This is a genomic window from Streptomyces sp. MRC013 (assembly GCF_023614235.1).
Taxonomy (GTDB): domain Bacteria; phylum Actinomycetota; class Actinomycetes; order Streptomycetales; family Streptomycetaceae; genus Streptomyces.
In genome coordinates this window covers 975,896-991,074 of sequence record NZ_CP094264.1, presented here as the reverse complement: position 1 = coordinate 991,074, position 15,179 = coordinate 975,896, and the positions used below count along the sequence as shown (strand labels likewise).

Below are 15,179 nucleotides of genomic sequence, written 5' to 3'. Positions count from 1 at the left end.
CGGCGACCCGTGCGTACGCGTCTTCTCCCCCTGCTCATCGTCCTCATGGCGGGTGTGCTCCTCGCGCTCGGCTTCCCCCTCGCGGGGAGCCTCGCCGCCGCCCGCCAGCAGACGGTGGTCGTCGACCGGATCGACGACACGGCGCGCTTCGCGGCCATCGCCCAGTACGTCACCGAGTCCGGCCCCGGCAGCGACGAGCGGCGAGCGACCCTCCAGGGCGAGCTCACCCGGTACCACGACGTGTACGGGATCAGGGCCGGCGTGTACCACCGCGACGGCACGGCCATGGCCGCCGCGCCCCGCGGGTGGGCCGTGCCCGAGGAGGGGGAGCTGCGCCGGGCGTTCCGCGAGGCCCTGCTCGGCCGCCGGTCGCACGACCCGCCCCAGGTCTGGCCCTGGCAGGACGACCCGCGGCTGGCCGTCGCCTCGCCCGTGGTGCGGGACGGGGACGTGGTCGCCGTGGTGGTCACCGACTCGCCGACCGGGCAGCTGTGCTCCGGCATCCTGTACGGCTGGCTCCTGATCGCGGTGGGGGAGTGCGCGGCGATGCTCCTGGCCGTCGGCGCCGCGTTCCGGCTCACCGGCTGGGTGCTGAAGCCGGTCCGCGTCCTGGACGCCGCCGCCCACGACATCGCGACGGGACGGCTCACCTCGCGGGTCGCCGCATCGGGCGGCCCGCCGGAGCTGAGGCGCCTGGCCCGGTCGTTCAACGAGATGGCGGACCATGTCGAGGAGGTGCTGGAGCAGCAGCGCGCGTTCGTCGCCGACGCCTCGCACCAGCTCCGCAACCCGCTCGCCGCGCTGCTGCTGCGCATCGACCTCCTCGCGCTGGAACTCCCCGAGGGGAACGAGGAGATCGCCTCCGTCCGCACGGAGGGCAAGCGCCTGGCCCGGGTCCTCGACGGCCTGCTGGACCTGGCCCTGGCCGAGCACGCCTCCGCGGACCTGCGGCTGACGGACATCGGGCGGCTGGCGGCCGAGCGCGTCGCGGCCTGGCGCCCACTCGCCGAGGAGCGGGGCGTGCGCCTGACCGGCCGCGGGCCCGCGGCCGTCACCGCCTGGGCGGACCCGGTGGCGCTCTCCAGCGCCCTGGACGCCGTGATCGACAACGCCCTCAAGTTCACCCCGGCGGGCGAGACGGTGACCGTCGGGGCGGCGGCCAGCGGCGACGCGTCGAGGATCGTCGTGGCCGACCGCGGGCCGGGGCTCACGGACGAGGAGCTCGACCGGGTCGGCGACCGCTTCTGGCGCAGCGGCCGCCACCAGAACGTCAAGGGCTCCGGTCTGGGCCTGTCCGTCTGCCGGTCCCTGCTCGCCGCCGGCGGGGGCTCGATCGCCTTCGCCCACAACGATCCGTGCGGCCTGTGCGTGACCCTCACCGTGCCGCGTACGGCGCCCGAGGGGGCGGGGGCGGCCGGCACCGCCCCGTGAGGGGAGGCGGGACGCGGGTGGGCCGGGCTACGGCTTGACCGAGCGGTAGTAGCGGCGGGCCCCCTCGTGGAGGGGCAGCGGGTCGGTGTAGATCGCCGTGCGCAGATCCACCAGCTGCGCGGAGTGGACCACCCGGCCGATGCGGTCCCGGCTCCCGATCACGGTCCGGGTGATGGCCTCGGTGAGCGCGGCGTCCGTCCGGTCCGTGGTCACGAGCAGGTTCGCCACGGCCAGGGTCCGCACCGGCGCACGGCCGGGGACCTTCGCGTACGCGTCCGCGGGGATCACGGCGGAGCGGTAGTAGCCGTCCGGCTCGCCCCCGCCGTGCACGGTGTCGACCCCGTGCACCGCGCCGAGCAGGTCCGCGTCCAGGGGGACCAGCCGGATCGCGAAGCGCTCCGAGAGCCGGAGGATGGCGTTGGTCGGCAGGCCCCCGGACCAGAAGAACGCATCGAGATCCCCCCTCTCCATCAGCCCCGGCATGGTGTCGATGCCGGCCGGCACCGCGCGCACGTCCGCGGCCGGATCCAGCCCCGCCGCGGTCAGCAGCCGGTCCGCGAGCAGCCGTACCCCCGACCCGCTCTGCCCGACCCCCACCCTCAGGCCGTCCAGGTCGCGCACCGACGCGACCGGCGACCTCCGGGGGACCACCAGCTGGACGTAGTCGTCGTACAGCCGGATGCAGCCGCGCAGGCGCTTCCAGCCGGGCCGCTTCTCCCGGACGTACGTCGCGGCGACGTCCGCCGTGGCGATGGTGAAGTCGGCCTCGCCGGACGCCAGGCGGGCGAGGTTCTGCTGGGAGCCCTCGCTGTCGCGCAGCTCCGCCCTCACCCCGGGCAGGTCCCGCCGCAGCGCCTCCCGCAGCAGTTCGCCGTAGCGTTGGTAGACGCCGCTCGGCACCCCCGTGCTGAAGGTGACCCTCCCCTGCGGTCCGGTCCCCCCGGACGGCCAGAGCCACCAGGCCAGTACGGCCGTCACCACCAGCAGCACGGCGCCGGTCCGCACCGCCCGGCGGAGCGGAGGGCGGGACGGCGGAGACGGGGCGCAGGACATGGCGCGATCCTGCCAGCCCGCCCCCGCCGAGGGGAACCGTTTCACCGGCCCGCCCCGCACGACCGGCGGGCGACGGCGGCCCCGGCCCCGGGCCGGAGCGCCTCCGGCACCGCCTACCCTTGTCCCATGACCAGCAGCGACCGGAGCCAGACAGTGGACGTCACGCGTACCTATGCAGTCCGCACCTACGGGTGCCAGATGAACGTCCACGACTCCGAGCGTCTCTCCGGCCTGCTGGAGGACGCCGGGTACGCACGCGCCCCCGAGGGCGCCGACGAGGCCGACGTCGTGGTCTTCAACACCTGCGCGGTCCGTGAGAACGCCGACAACAAGCTGTACGGCAACCTCGGCCGCCTCGCCCCGGTGAAGGCCCGCAGGCCCGGCATGCAGATCGCCGTCGGCGGCTGCCTCGCCCAGAAGGACCGCGACACGATCGTCCGGAAGGCGCCGTGGGTCGACGTCGTCTTCGGCACGCACAACATCGGCAAGTTGCCCGTGCTGCTGGAGCGCGCCCGCGTCCGGGAGGAGGCGCAGGTCGAGATCGCCGAATCCCTGGAGGCGTTCCCCTCCACGCTGCCGACCCGCCGCGAGTCCGCGTACGCCGCCTGGGTGTCGATCTCCGTCGGCTGCAACAACACCTGCACCTTCTGCATCGTCCCCGCACTGCGCGGCAGGGAGAAGGACCGCCGCCCCGGCGACATCCTCGCCGAGGTCGAGGCGCTCGTCGCCGAGGGCGTCTCGGAGATCACCCTCCTCGGCCAGAACGTCAACGCCTACGGCTCCGACATCGGCGACCGCGAGGCGTTCGGCAAGCTCCTGCGCGCCTGCGGGAGGATCGAGGGCCTGGAGCGCGTCCGCTTCACCTCGCCGCACCCGCGCGACTTCACCGACGACGTCATCGCGGCGATGGCCGAGACCCCCAACGTCATGCCGCAGCTCCACATGCCGCTGCAGTCCGGCTCCGACGCCGTCCTGAGGGCGATGCGCCGCTCGTACCGCCAGGAGCGCTTCCTCGGCATCATCGAGAAGGTCCGCGCCGCCATCCCGCACGCCGCGATCTCCACCGACATCATCGTGGGCTTCCCCGGCGAGACCGAGGAGGACTTCGAGCAGACCCTGCACGTCGTGCGCGAGGCCCGCTTCGCACAGGCGTTCACCTTCCAGTACTCCAAGCGCCCCGGCACGCCCGCCGCCGAGATGGAGGGCCAGATCCCCAAGGAGGTCGTGCAGGCCCGCTACGAGCGGCTGGTCGCCCTCCAGGAGGAGATCTCCTGGGAGGAGAACAAGAAGCAGGTCGGCCGCACGCTGGAGGTCATGGTCGCGGAGGGCGAGGGCCGCAAGGACGACGCCACCCGCCGCCTCTCCGGCCGCGCCCCCGACAACCGCCTGGTCCACTTCACCAGGCCGGACGAGGAGGTGCGCCCGGGCGACGTGGTGACCGTCGGGATCACGTACGCGGCCCCGCACCACCTCCTCGCGGAGGGGCCCGTCGCCGCCGTCCGCCGCACGCGCGCCGGCGACGCCTGGGAGAAGCGCAACGACACCCGGGCGTCCGGGCCCGCGGGCGTCATGCTCGGCCTGCCCCGGGTCGGCGCCCCCGCCCCGCTGCCCCCGGCCGCGGACGGCTGCGCGGTCCGCTGAGCCCGCGGGGCCGGCCCGGACCCGGACGGGGGAGGCCCCGTCCCGGCCCGGGCGGCGGCTTCCGCGTTACGCTGCGGATCATGCTTGTCGCCGCAGCCGTCTGCCCCTGCCCGCCGCTCCTCGTCCCCGCCGTCGCCTCCGGTGCCGCGCCCGAGCTGGACGACGCGCGCGCGGCCTGCCTCGACGCGATCGGCGTGCTGGCCGCCGCGCGCCCCGACCGGCTCGTGGTCGTCGGTCCCGACGCGGGGGCCGGCCCCGGCGCGGACGGCACCACGTCGTACCCGGAGGGCGCCGCGGGCGGTTTCCGCGGGTTCGGCGTGGACCTCGAGGTACGGCTCGGGCGCGGTGGGGTCCGGGAGGGCGCCGCGGCCCGTCCGCTGCCGCCGTCGCTGACCGTGGCCGCCTGGCTCCTTCGGTGCGCCCGCTGGGGGCCGCGCCCGTGGAGGGCGTCGGCGTCGCCGAGCGGCTGGCGCCCGAGCACTGCTCGGCGGTCGGGCGGGAGCTCGCCGCGCGGGCCCCGCGCGTCGCCCTGCTGGTGATGGGCGACGGCAGCGCCCGCCGCACCGTCAAGGCGCCCGGCTACCTCGACGAGCGCGCCACCGGTTTCGACGAGCGCGCCGCCCGCGCCCTCGGCGCCGCCGACACGACCGCCCTGGCGGCGCTGGACGCCGACCTCGCGTACGAGTTGAAGGCGGCCGGCCGTGCGCCGTGGCAGGTCCTCGCGGGAGCCGCGCACACCGCGTCCCCGGAGGGCCGGCTGCTCCACGAGGGTGCCCCGTACGGCGTCGGCTACCTGGTCGCCGCCTGGTCCTGAACGCGGCGACGGGCGGCCGCGGGGCCCCGCGCCCCGCGGCCGCCCGCCGCCCCGTGCGCCCCGGTCAGGCCCGCGGCGATGCCGGCGGGGCGCCGTCGTCGTCCCGGTGGGCGAGCCGGTCCACGGCCCGCCTGGCCCTGACCGTGCCGGACTCGATCCTGTCGGCGTACCTGCCCCCGGTCCTCCGGTCGACCATCCGCGCGGCCTTCTCGATGCCGTGGTCGATCCTGCCGCCGTGCCGCCGCGCGAGGTCCGAGACCCTCCCCCTGACCGGGGCGAGCCCGGTCTTCAACGCGTCCAGAAAGCCCATGGCACACCCTCCTCCGAACCGGTCCGGTCCGCACCGGGCCGACGGGACGTCTCCGCCGCCCGCGCCTACTTGCGGGCGCCCTCGCCCGCCCCGTTGTCCGCGGCCTCCTCGGCCGACTGCTGCCTCGGGATCTCCACGCCGTCGGCCGCCTCGCCGGACGCCTCCTCCGCGGCCGCCCCCCCTGGGGCGCTCCCGGGTCTCCGCCCCGCCGGCCGCCGCGACGCCCTCCTCCGCCGGCTCCTCCGGGTCGGCCGCCAGCGTGGTGCCCGCCGCCCCGGTGGAGGCTTCGGCGGTCTGCTCGCCTTTCTCACCCTTCCGGCGAAACCATGCAAAAACGCCCATATCAACTCCATAGCGTACTCGTGCGGGCGGAATCCCGCGCTGTCCGGAGCGCTCCATCGCGTCGACCGGCGGAGCCGGACCGCGAATCGGCGTACGGAGACCTCGCAACTGGCAACGACGCCGACCGCACCCCGTCACGTAACTCGTTCGGGGCCACCCCTCGGCGTTTGCGAGACTGGGGCGGTGAGCAGCACAGTCCCCGCCCCCCGCGTCATCGCCGTCGTCGGCCCCACCGCAGCCGGAAAGTCCGATCTGGGCGTTCATCTGGCGCGGGAGCTCGGCGGCGAGGTCGTCAACGCCGATTCCATGCAGCTGTACCGGGGGATGGACATCGGCACCGCCAAGTTGACCCACGAGGAGCGCGGCGGGATCCCCCACCGCCTCCTCGACGTCTGGGAGGTCACCGAGACCGCCAGCGTCGCCGAGTACCAGCGCCTGGCCCGTGCGGAGATCGACCGGTTGCTCGCCCTGGGCCGCACGCCCGTGCTCGTCGGAGGCTCCGGGCTGTACGTGCGCGGCGCCATCGACGCCCTGGAGTTCCCCGGCACCGACCCCGCCGTCCGCGCCCGCCTCGAGGCGGAGCTGGAGGAGTACGGCCCCGGCGCCCTGCACGCCCGGCTCGCCGCCGCCGACCCCGCCGCCGCCCGCGCCATCCTCCCCGGCAACGGGCGCCGCGTCGTACGGGCCCTGGAGGTCATCGAGATCACCGGCAGGCCCTTCACCGCCAACCTCCCGGGCCCCGACTCGGTCTACGACACGATCCAGATCGGCGTCGACGTCGAGCGCCCCGAACTGGACGCGCGCATCGCCGCGCGCGTGGACCGGATGTGGGAGGCCGGCCTGGTCGACGAGGTGCGCGCGCTGGAGGAGCGGGGCCTGCGCGAGGGCCGCACCGCCTCCCGCGCCCTCGGCTACCAGCAGGTCCTCGCCGCGCTCGCCGGGGAGTGCACCGAACGGGAGGCGCGCGACGAGACCGTGCGCGCGACCAAGCGCTTCGCGCGTCGCCAGGACTCCTGGTTCCGCCGCGACCCGAGGGTCCACTGGCTCAGCGGAGCGGCCGCCGACCGCGGGGAACTCCCGCTCCGGGCGCTGACGTTCGTCGAACGAGCGGTTACAGCCTGATCACGTGATGGCATCGGGAGGCCCCGCCCGTCATCCCGAGGGCCGTGGCCGTGCCATCATCGAGCATCGATCGACCAGTGGATCCGAGTGGGGAGGGCGCGTGGCGATGGAGGCCGGCCCTCGCGACAGAGAACGGCCGGAGACGCCGGACGGCGCGGACCCGCGGGCGCAGGACGCGCCGCGGCTCAGCCCGGACGGCCCCGAGTTGACCGAGGACGGGGCGCAGGACGTCGGCTCCGACGAGGTCGAGGTCGAACTGCGCCCGCAGCGGCGCCTGCGCATCTGGCAGCTCGCCCCGATCGTCGGCCTCGGCGCGCTCGGCTCCCTGATGTTCGCCTTCCCCCTGGCCTTCGGCTCGGGCGACGGCGGCGCCGTCCTCGCGATGCTCGGGCTGCTGCTCTGCGGCTGCGCGGCCGGCTGGGGCATGATGGCCGCCCGCCGCGTCGGCTACACCTGGCCCGGCCTGCCCCCGCGCGGCTCCGGCGAGCGCGCCGACTGGCGCGTGGCCGCCCTGTACGCCGCGGGCGTCACCCTCATGGTCGCCCTCGCGGTCTGGCGCGTCGCCCGCCTCCGCTGAGGCGGCCCGCCCCGTGCCGGCCCCGTACCATTGATCGCGTGAGCACCGCACCCCTGGCCTTCCTCAAGGGACACGGCACCGAGAACGACTTCGTGATCGTGCCCGACCCGGACAACACCGTCGACCTGCCCCCCGCCCTGGTGGCCAGGGTGTGCGACCGGCGCGCCGGGATCGGCGGCGACGGGGTGCTGCACGTCGTCCGCAGCGCCGCCCATCCCGAGGCCCGCCACATGGCCGGCGAGGCCGAATGGTTCATGGACTACCGCAACGCCGACGGCTCGGTCGCCGAGATGTGCGGCAACGGCGTCCGCGTCTTCGCCCGCTACCTGCAGCACGCCGGCCACGCCGCGGCCGGCGACCTCGCCGTCGCCACCCGCGACGGCGTCAAGCGGGTCCATCTGGCGAAGAACGGCGACGTCACGGTCGTCATGGGCCGCGCAGCCCTCCCGGAGGCCGGGGTCACGGTCACCGTGGGGGAGCGCAGCTGGCCCGCGCGCAACGTCGACATGGGCAACCCCCACGCGGTCGCCTTCGTCGACGACCTCGCCCACGCGGGCGACCTGTACAGCGAGCCCCGGTACGCCCCGGCAGCCGTCTACCCGGACGGCGTCAACATCGAGTTCGTCGTGGACCGCGGCCCCCGGCACGTCGCCATGCGCGTCCACGAACGCGGCGCCGCGGAGACCCGCTCGTGCGGTACGGGCGCGTGCGCCGCCGCCGTCGCCGCGGCCCGGCGCGACGGGCTCGACCCGGCTGCCACGGGCACGCCGGTCACCTACACCGTCGACGTCCCCGGCGGCACGTTGCTGATCACCGAGTTGCCCGACGGGCGGATCGAGATGACCGGCCCCGCGGTGATCGTCGCCGAGGGCCGGATCGACCCCGCCTGGCTCTCCGGGACGTCCGCCTGAACCGCCCGAGCGGTCACGGAGCGAAACCGCGGGCGCCCGAACCTCGCTCGAATGGGTGATCCCGTTCACGCTGGGCGAGAGCGGGACCGTGCCGCGTGGTGGGCTCGGTAGCATCAAGCACCGGCAGGGCGGCCGCGCCGCATTCGTCCACCGCCGGTCGACGCCGCCGGAGGTGCCCCATGAGCGCAGAGGCCACCAACCCCAGTGCCACCGGCCGCAGGCGCGGCCGCCCCAGAATCGACCTGCGCAGACTCGGCCGCGCCGCACTGCTCGGCCCCACCGGCCGCGACCGGCTGCCCGACGCCATCGGCCACGTCGCGGACGCCCACCGCGCGCACCACCCCGAGGCCGACCTGGCCGTCCTGCGCCGGGCGTACGAACTGGCGGAGTCGTCCCACCGGGGCCAGTTCCGCAAGAGCGGCGAGCCGTACATCACCCACCCGCTCGCCGTCACCCTCATCCTCGCCGAACTCGGCGCGGAGACCACGACCCTGACCGCCTCCCTCCTCCACGACACGGTCGAGGACACCGAGGTGACCCTCGAGGAGGTCCGCGAGCAGTTCGGCGAGGAGGTCGCCTACCTCGTCGACGGCGTCACCAAGCTGGAGAAGGTCGACTACGGCGCCGCCGCCGAGCCCGAGACGTTCCGCAAGATGCTCGTCGCCACCGGTGACGACGTCCGCGTCATGTCCATCAAACTCGCGGACCGGCTGCACAACATGCGCACCCTCGGCGTCATGCGCCCCGAGAAGCAGGCGCGCATCGCGAGGGTCACCCGCGACGTCCTCATCCCCCTCGCGGAGCGGCTCGGCGTCCAGGCGCTCAAGACCGAGCTGGAGGACCTGGTCTTCGCCATCCTCCACCCCGCCGAGTACGAGCGGACCCGCGCCCTCATCGCCGGGAACGCCACCGCCGGCGACGCCCTCGCGACCGTCGCCGGCGACGTGCACGCCGTCCTGCGGGAGGCCGGGATCCCGGCCGAAGTCCTCGTACGCCCACGCCACTTCGTCTCCGTGCACCGGATCAGCCTCAAGCGCGGCGAACTGCGCGGCACCGACTTCGGGCGGCTGCTCGTCCTCGTCGGGGAGGACGCCGACTGCTACGCCGCGCTGGGCGAGCTGCACACCTGCTTCACCCCGGTCGTCTCCGAGTTCAAGGACTTCATCGCCGCCCCCAAGTTCAACCTCTACCAGTCGCTGCACACGGCCGTCGCCTTCCCCGACGGCGCCGTCGCGGAAGTCCTCATCCGCACCCACCGGATGCACCGGGTCGCGGAGGCCGGCGTCGTCGCCCTCGGCAACCCCTACGCCGCTCCCGCCGACGGCCCCGACACGGCCGACGACGAGGAACGCGCCGACCCCACCCGCCCCGGCTGGCTCTCCCGCCTCCTCGACTGGCAGCGGTCCGCGTCCGACCCCGACACGTTCTGGACCTCGCTGCGCGCCGACCTCGCCCAGGACGGCGAGATCACGGTCTTCCTCCCGGACGGGGGAACGCTCGCCCTGCCCGCCGGTGCCACCTGCGTGGACGCCGCGTACGAGCAGTACGGCACGGCCGCCCACGCCTGCGTCGGAGCGCGCGTCAACGGCCGGCTCGCCACCCTCGGCACCGTCCTCCGCGACGGCGACACCGTCCAGCCGCTGCTCGCCGAGGACACCGGTTCCGGCCCGTCCCCCGACTGGTTGGAACACGCCCGCACCCCCGCCGCGCGCATCGCCATCGACCACTGGCTCAGCACCCACCCCCATGACACCGGCGCGCCCGCCGCGGACCCGCGCCCGCCCGCCTCGGTCGTCACCGGCCGCCGACCCACGGCCAACGCGGTCGTCGACGCACCGCACACCGGCGTGCGCCTGGCGGGCTGCTGCACACCCGTGCCGCCCGACACCGTCATCGGATTCGCCGTACGCGGCGGTATCGTCACCGTCCACCGCGCCGAGTGCCCCGCCGTCCCCCGGATGGAGAGCCTCGGCCGGCAGCCCGTGACCGTGCGCTGGAGCGGTGCCGCGCCCTGCCGGGTCACGCTCGTCGCCGAGTCGTTCGACCGGCCCCGGCTGCTCGCCGACCTCACCGAGGCGATCGCCACGGCGGGAGCCGCGATCGCCTCCGCCACCGTCGAGCCCCCCAGCGAGCAGCGTGTCCGCCACACGTACACGCTGGGGCTCGCCGACGCGTCCGGCCTGCCCGCCCTGATGCGCGCCATGCGGGACGTACCCGGCGTGTACGACGTGAGCCGCGCGCAGTCCCCCGCCTCCGCACGGTAGCGACCCGCGGGCACGCACCCCGCGGCCCGGGCGCGGAAGGCGTGGCCCATGCCAGCGGCTCCCCCGGAGGGGGTTCTCTGCTCCGGGCGCGAGGGCGACGGTGCCCGCCCGGGCGCGCCGACCGCTCCGCGCGCGGGCAGCCGTACGACGGCGCCGGACCGCGGGCGCGCGGACCGCCCGACGGGCCTCCGGTACGCCTGCGCGCCGCTCGTTCGGGTGTGCCGGAGGCGCGTCGCCCCGAAGCACCCCGGGGGTGCTGATAGCGGTGACCCCATGTTCTCCACCTCTCCGCGCCTGCGCGCCGTCCTCCTCGCCGCGGCGTCCGCGGGGCTCGTCGCGGCGGCCGTGCCCGCACCCGAGCCGCTCGGGATCGGCGACCCGCTCTTCCCGCACCTCGGCAACCCCGGCTACGACGTCCTCGCGTACGACATCGCCTTCACCTACACCGGCGACAACCGCAAGCCCCTGGAGGCCGTGACGAAGATCGACGCCCGGGCCACCGACCGGCTCGAGCGCGTCAACCTCGACTTCGCCCACGGCACCGTCAGGTCCGTGACCGTCGACGGCCGCCCCGCCGACTTCGCCGGCACCGGGGAGGACCTGGTCGTCGAACCGGGCCGGCCCGTCGAGGCCGGTGCGCGACTCGGCATCGCCGTCACCCACACCAGCGACCCGACCGCCGCCGGCGCGAAGGGCGGCTGGGTCCGCACCTCCGACGGCCTCGCCATGGCCAACCAGGCCGACGCCGCCCACCGCGTCTTCCCCTGCAACGACCACCCCGCCGACAAGGCGCACTTCACCTTCCGCGTCACCGCGCCCAAGGACCTCGTCGCCGTCGCCAACGGCCGGGCCGTCGCCCGCACCCTCGACGGCCCCACCGCGACCTGGACGTACCGCGGAGCCCACCCCATGGCGACCGAGCTGGCCCAGGTCTCCGTCGGCCGCTCCGCCGTCGTCCGCCGCACCGGCCCGCACGGCCTGCCGCTGCGCGACGTCGTCCCGGCCGCCGACCGCGGGCTGATGGAGCCCTGGCTGGCGAAGACCCCCGGTCACCTGCGATGGATGGAGGGCAAGGTCGGCCGCTACCCCTTCGAGACGTACGGCCTGCTGATCGCCGACGCCACCACCGGCTTCGAGCTGGAGACCCAGACCCTCTCCCTCTTCGAGCGCGAGCTGTTCACCCGCTCCGACCTGCCCGGGCGGTACGTCGAGTCGATCATGGTCCACGAGCTGGCCCACCACTGGTTCGGCAACAGCGTCACCCCCCGCGCCTGGTCCGACCTGTGGATCAACGAGGGGCACGCCACCTGGTACGAGGCGCTGTACGCCGAGGAGACCGGCCACGCCTCCCTGGAGCGCCGCATGCGCGACGCGTACACCGCGTCCGACCGGTGGCGCGCCGAGGGAGGCCCCCCGGCGGCGCCCCGCCCGCCCGCGCCGGACGACAAGACCAGCCTCTTCCGGCCGGTCGTCTACGACGGCAGCGCCCTCGTCCTGTACGCACTGCGCCAGGAGATCGGCGCCGCCGCCTTCGGCGAGCTCCAGCGGCGCTGGGTGACCGACCACGCGCACGCCACCGCCGGCACCGCCGACTTCGTCCGGCTCGCCTCCGACGTCGGGGGCCGCGACCTCACCGGCTTCCTGCACGGGTGGCTCCACGACCGGAAGACCCCGCCCATGCCCGGCCACCCCGACTGGCGCAGCGAGGCCCCGCGGAGCGCGAAACCCGCGTGACGGCCCCGGCGGCACCGTGCGACCATCGTCACGCCGGCGCCGCCGGGAGCCCGGCCCCGTCGGGAGCCCGGCCCCGCCCGGGAATCATCCGGGGAGAGCAGGCGTTGAGCCTGACGAACCCACCTTTCCACCGACGTAAGGATCCAATGACCTCCTCTTCATCCCCTTCCCAGGACAAGCTGAGCTCCGCGGAGCCGAACCGCGCCGAGAGCCTTCGGGCCGATGCCCTGATGGAAGAGGACGTCGCCTGGAGCCACGAGATCGACGGGGAGCGGGACGGCGACCAGTTCGACCGCCAGGAGCGCGCCGCGCTCCGCCGTGTGGCGGGCCTCTCCACCGAGCTCGAGGACGTCACCGAGGTCGAGTACCGCCAGCTGCGCCTGGAGCGCGTCGTGCTGGTCGGCGTCTGGACCTCGGGGACCGTGCAGGACGCCGAGAACTCCCTGGCCGAGCTGGCCGCCCTCGCCGAGACGGCGGGCGCGCTCGTCCTGGACGGCGTCATCCAGCGCCGCGACAAGCCCGACCCGGCCACCTACATCGGCTCGGGCAAGGCGGACGAGCTGCGGGACATCGTGCTGGAGACCGGTGCCGACACCGTCGTCTGCGACGGTGAGCTGAGCCCCGGCCAGCTGATCCACCTGGAGGACGTCGTCAAGGTCAAGGTGGTCGACCGGACCGCCCTGATCCTCGACATCTTCGCCCAGCACGCCAAGTCGCGCGAGGGCAAGGCGCAGGTCGCGCTCGCCCAGATGCAGTACATGCTGCCGCGGCTGCGCGGCTGGGGCCAGTCGCTGTCCCGGCAGATGGGCGGCGGCGGCGGTGGCGGCATGGCCACCCGAGGCCCCGGTGAGACCAAGATCGAAACGGACCGGCGCCGGATCCGCGAGAAGATGGCGAAGATGCGCCGGGAGATCGCGGAGATGAAGACCGGCCGCGACATCAAGCGCCAGGAGCGGCGGCGCAACAAGGTGCCGTCGGTCGCCATCGCCGGTTACACCAACGCCGGCAAGTCGTCCCTGCTCAACCGGCTGACCGGCGCCGGCGTCCTGGTCGAGAACGCCCTGTTCGCCACCCTCGACCCGACGGTCCGCCGGGCCGAGACGCCCAGCGGCCGCCTGTACACGCTGGCCGACACGGTCGGCTTCGTCCGGCACCTGCCGCACCACCTGGTCGAGGCGTTCCGCTCCACCATGGAGGAGGTCGGCGACTCCGACCTGATCCTCCACGTGGTGGACGGTGCGCACCCGGCACCGGAGGAGCAGCTGGCCGCCGTGCGCGAGGTGATCCGCGACGTGGGCGCGACCGGTGTGCCCGAGATCGTCGTGGTCAACAAGGCGGACGCGGCCGATCCGCTCGTCCTCCAGCGGCTGCTGCGCGTCGAGAAGCACTCGATCGCCGTCTCGGCGCGGACCGGTCAGGGCATCGCGGAACTGCTCGCGATGATCGACGCCGAGCTGCCCCGCCCCGAGGTCGAGGTCGAGGCACTCGTCCCGTACACCCAGGGCGGACTGGTCTCGCGGGTGCATGCCGAGGGCGAGGTGGTCTCCGAGGAGCACACCCCGGAGGGCACGCTGCTCAAGGCGCGGGTGCACGGCGAGCTCGCCGCGCTGCTCGCCCCGTTCGGCGCCGTCACGGCCTGACCGCGCACGACGAAGCGGGGGTTCCCGGCCCCATCGGCCGGGGCCCCCGCCTCCCCGTTGCTGCGGCGGTTCCGCGCCTACCGGCCCGCGAACTTCTCGCTGACCGCCGTGAACACGCCCTTCGCCTCCGCGCCCAGCCGCGGGCCGGCGAGCCAGCCCGCCTGCACCGGCCCGATCGAGGTGTTCGACACCAGCGCCGGCTTGCCGTCCGCACCCGCGGCGACCCAGCCGCCGCCCGAGGAACCGCCGGTCATGCTGCACCCGATGCGGTACATCGTCGGCTGGCCGGCCTTCACCGACAGCCGGCCCGGCTTGTCGGCGCACCGGAACATCCTCTGGCCGTCGTACGGCGGCGCCGCCGGGTAGCCGGTCGCCTCCATGCCCGCGATCCTCGGCACGGCCGGCGCCTCGAAGTCGACCGGCAGCGCCGAACCGACCGTCTCCTCGAGCGACTTGCCGCCGCTCCCCTTCTCCGGCGTCACGTGGACGACCGCGAAGTCGTACGGCGCGCCCTGGCCGCCCACCGGCGCGCCCTGGTCGATCCACTGCTCGGAGGTCTGGGCCCAGTCGCCCCACCACACGCCGTATGGGGCGACGTCCTCGCGGGACGCCTTCTCCAGCTCCGCGGTCGACAGGCCCTTGTCGTTGTACGACGGGACGAACGCGATGTTCCGGTACCAGCCGCCGTTCTTGCCGGCGTGGACGCAGTGCCCGGCCGTCCACACGAGGTTCGACTTGCCGGGGTTCGCGGGGTCCTTCACGACCGTCGCCGAGCACACCATCGAGCCCTTGGGGCCGTCGAAGAGGAGCTTGCCGGCCTCCGGCGCGCTGGCGTGGTACTCCGGCTCCACCGCCTTGGCCTCGACCCGCCGGGGCGTCGGATCCGTCACGCCCTCGTCACCGGAGATGTCCCCGTCCTCGACGGGCCGGTCCGGCTCCTCCGCCTCCCGCATGCGGTCGGGGTCCCAGAGGCCCTCGATGATCGGGTTGACGAAGTCCTGCGCCTCGCGCAGCCACTTGTCCCTGTCCCAGTTCCTCCATTCGCCGCCCCGCCACTTGTCCAGGTCGATCCCGTGCTCCTTGAGCCGGTTCTTCAGGTCGTCCGGGATGGTGATCTTCCCGTCCCCGCCGGGCGCCGGGGCCGTGGACGCGCCGGGAGCGGCGGCAGGGTCCTCCTCGGGGCCGCAGCCCGTGGCGGTCAGTGCCAGCGCCGCCGCGACGGCGACCGACGCGAGCAGCGGACGAATCGTTCGCATATGAGTGATCCCCCTGGGACTTCGTGAACCGGGCGCCTCCGCGGAAGCGCCCTTCGAACGCGGAACTTCGTACTGCGCGACCCC

At 74.8% G+C, this 15,179-nt stretch carries 11 protein-coding genes and 1 pseudogene; 9 read left to right on the top strand and 3 right to left on the bottom strand.

Going from position 1 to position 15,179, the window contains the following annotated elements; all coding sequences use genetic code 11:
• The first annotated feature begins 9 nt into the window (after nt 1–9).
• Nucleotides 10–1,431 (top strand): sensor histidine kinase, encoded by a 1,422-nt coding sequence (locus tag LUW75_RS04350; protein ID WP_250334454.1) that lies wholly within the window; start codon nt 10–12, stop codon nt 1,429–1,431.
• A gap of 27 nt (nt 1,432–1,458) precedes the next feature.
• Here LUW75_RS04350 and LUW75_RS04345 read toward each other — a convergent pair whose 3' ends face one another.
• Entirely contained in the window at nt 1,459–2,484 is a 1,026-nt protein-coding gene (locus tag LUW75_RS04345) for a TAXI family TRAP transporter solute-binding subunit (RefSeq protein WP_250334453.1), read from the bottom strand.
• Nucleotides 2,485–2,610: 126 nt separating this feature from the next.
• Between LUW75_RS04345 and miaB the strand changes: the two genes are divergently transcribed.
• Together miaB and LUW75_RS04335 are read left to right on the top strand one after the other, a co-directional pair.
• Nucleotides 2,611–4,125, top strand: a complete 1,515-nt coding sequence (gene miaB, locus LUW75_RS04340; protein ID WP_250334452.1) for a tRNA (N6-isopentenyl adenosine(37)-C2)-methylthiotransferase MiaB — start codon at nt 2,611–2,613, stop codon at nt 4,123–4,125.
• A gap of 80 nt (nt 4,126–4,205) precedes the next feature.
• Nucleotides 4,206–4,939: pseudogene (locus LUW75_RS04335) on the top strand (class III extradiol dioxygenase subunit B-like domain-containing protein).
• 64 nt (nt 4,940–5,003) lie between these two features.
• On the opposite strand, the gene LUW75_RS04330 reads toward LUW75_RS04335, so the two are convergent.
• Nucleotides 5,004–5,249 (bottom strand): antitoxin, encoded by a 246-nt coding sequence (locus LUW75_RS04330; protein ID WP_250334451.1) that lies wholly within the window; start codon nt 5,247–5,249, stop codon nt 5,004–5,006.
• 525 nt (nt 5,250–5,774) lie between these two features.
• On the opposite strand from LUW75_RS04330, the gene miaA reads away from it, so the two are divergent.
• From miaA to hflX, 6 genes are all read left to right on the top strand, one after another.
• A complete protein-coding gene (gene miaA / locus LUW75_RS04325) occupies nt 5,775–6,713 on the top strand; it encodes a tRNA (adenosine(37)-N6)-dimethylallyltransferase MiaA (protein ID WP_250334450.1) in 939 nt (312 codons plus the stop codon).
• Nucleotides 6,714–6,819: 106 nt separating this feature from the next.
• Complete coding sequence (locus tag LUW75_RS04320) at nt 6,820–7,290, top strand: hypothetical protein (protein WP_250337537.1); 471 nt, start codon at nt 6,820–6,822, stop codon at nt 7,288–7,290.
• Between the two features lie 38 nt (nt 7,291–7,328).
• Nucleotides 7,329–8,201 carry a diaminopimelate epimerase gene (gene dapF, locus LUW75_RS04315; RefSeq protein ID WP_250334449.1) on the top strand — a complete coding sequence of 291 codons (873 nt, stop codon included), beginning with the start codon at nt 7,329–7,331 and terminating at the stop codon, nt 8,199–8,201.
• A 179-nt stretch (nt 8,202–8,380) separates the two neighbouring features.
• On the top strand, nt 8,381–10,465 hold the full coding sequence (locus LUW75_RS04310) for a RelA/SpoT family protein (protein WP_250334448.1): 2,085 nt from the start codon (nt 8,381–8,383) through the stop codon (nt 10,463–10,465).
• A gap of 273 nt (nt 10,466–10,738) precedes the next feature.
• A complete protein-coding gene (locus tag LUW75_RS04305) occupies nt 10,739–12,199 on the top strand; it encodes a M1 family metallopeptidase (protein ID WP_250334447.1) in 1,461 nt (486 codons plus the stop codon).
• Between the two features lie 146 nt (nt 12,200–12,345).
• Complete coding sequence (gene hflX / locus LUW75_RS04300; protein WP_250334446.1) at nt 12,346–13,839, top strand: GTPase HflX; 1,494 nt, start codon at nt 12,346–12,348, stop codon at nt 13,837–13,839.
• A 77-nt stretch (nt 13,840–13,916) separates the two neighbouring features.
• On the opposite strand, the gene LUW75_RS04295 is transcribed toward hflX, so the two are convergent.
• Entirely contained in the window at nt 13,917–15,095 is a 1,179-nt protein-coding gene (locus LUW75_RS04295; protein WP_250334445.1) for a trypsin-like serine peptidase, read from the bottom strand.
• Nucleotides 15,096–15,179: the final 84 nt, after the last annotated feature.

Excerpts from the sequence above, each read along its gene's own strand:
- LUW75_RS04330 (WP_250334451.1), bottom strand. The coding sequence starts at position 5,249 with ATGGGCTTTCTGGACGCGTTGAAGACCGGGCTCGCCCCGGTCAGGGGG.
- LUW75_RS04345 (WP_250334453.1), bottom strand. The coding sequence starts at position 2,484 with ATGTCCTGCGCCCCGTCTCCGCCGTCCCGCCCTCCGCTCCGCCGGGCG.
- LUW75_RS04305 (WP_250334447.1), top strand. The coding sequence starts at position 10,739 with ATGTTCTCCACCTCTCCGCGCCTGCGCGCCGTCCTCCTCGCCGCGGCG.
- LUW75_RS04320 (WP_250337537.1), top strand. The coding sequence starts at position 6,820 with ATGGAGGCCGGCCCTCGCGACAGAGAACGGCCGGAGACGCCGGACGGC.
- miaB (WP_250334452.1), top strand. The coding sequence starts at position 2,611 with ATGACCAGCAGCGACCGGAGCCAGACAGTGGACGTCACGCGTACCTAT.
- LUW75_RS04310 (WP_250334448.1), top strand. The coding sequence starts at position 8,381 with ATGAGCGCAGAGGCCACCAACCCCAGTGCCACCGGCCGCAGGCGCGGC.
- hflX (WP_250334446.1), top strand. The coding sequence starts at position 12,346 with ATGACCTCCTCTTCATCCCCTTCCCAGGACAAGCTGAGCTCCGCGGAG.
- LUW75_RS04295 (WP_250334445.1), bottom strand. The coding sequence starts at position 15,095 with ATGCGAACGATTCGTCCGCTGCTCGCGTCGGTCGCCGTCGCGGCGGCG.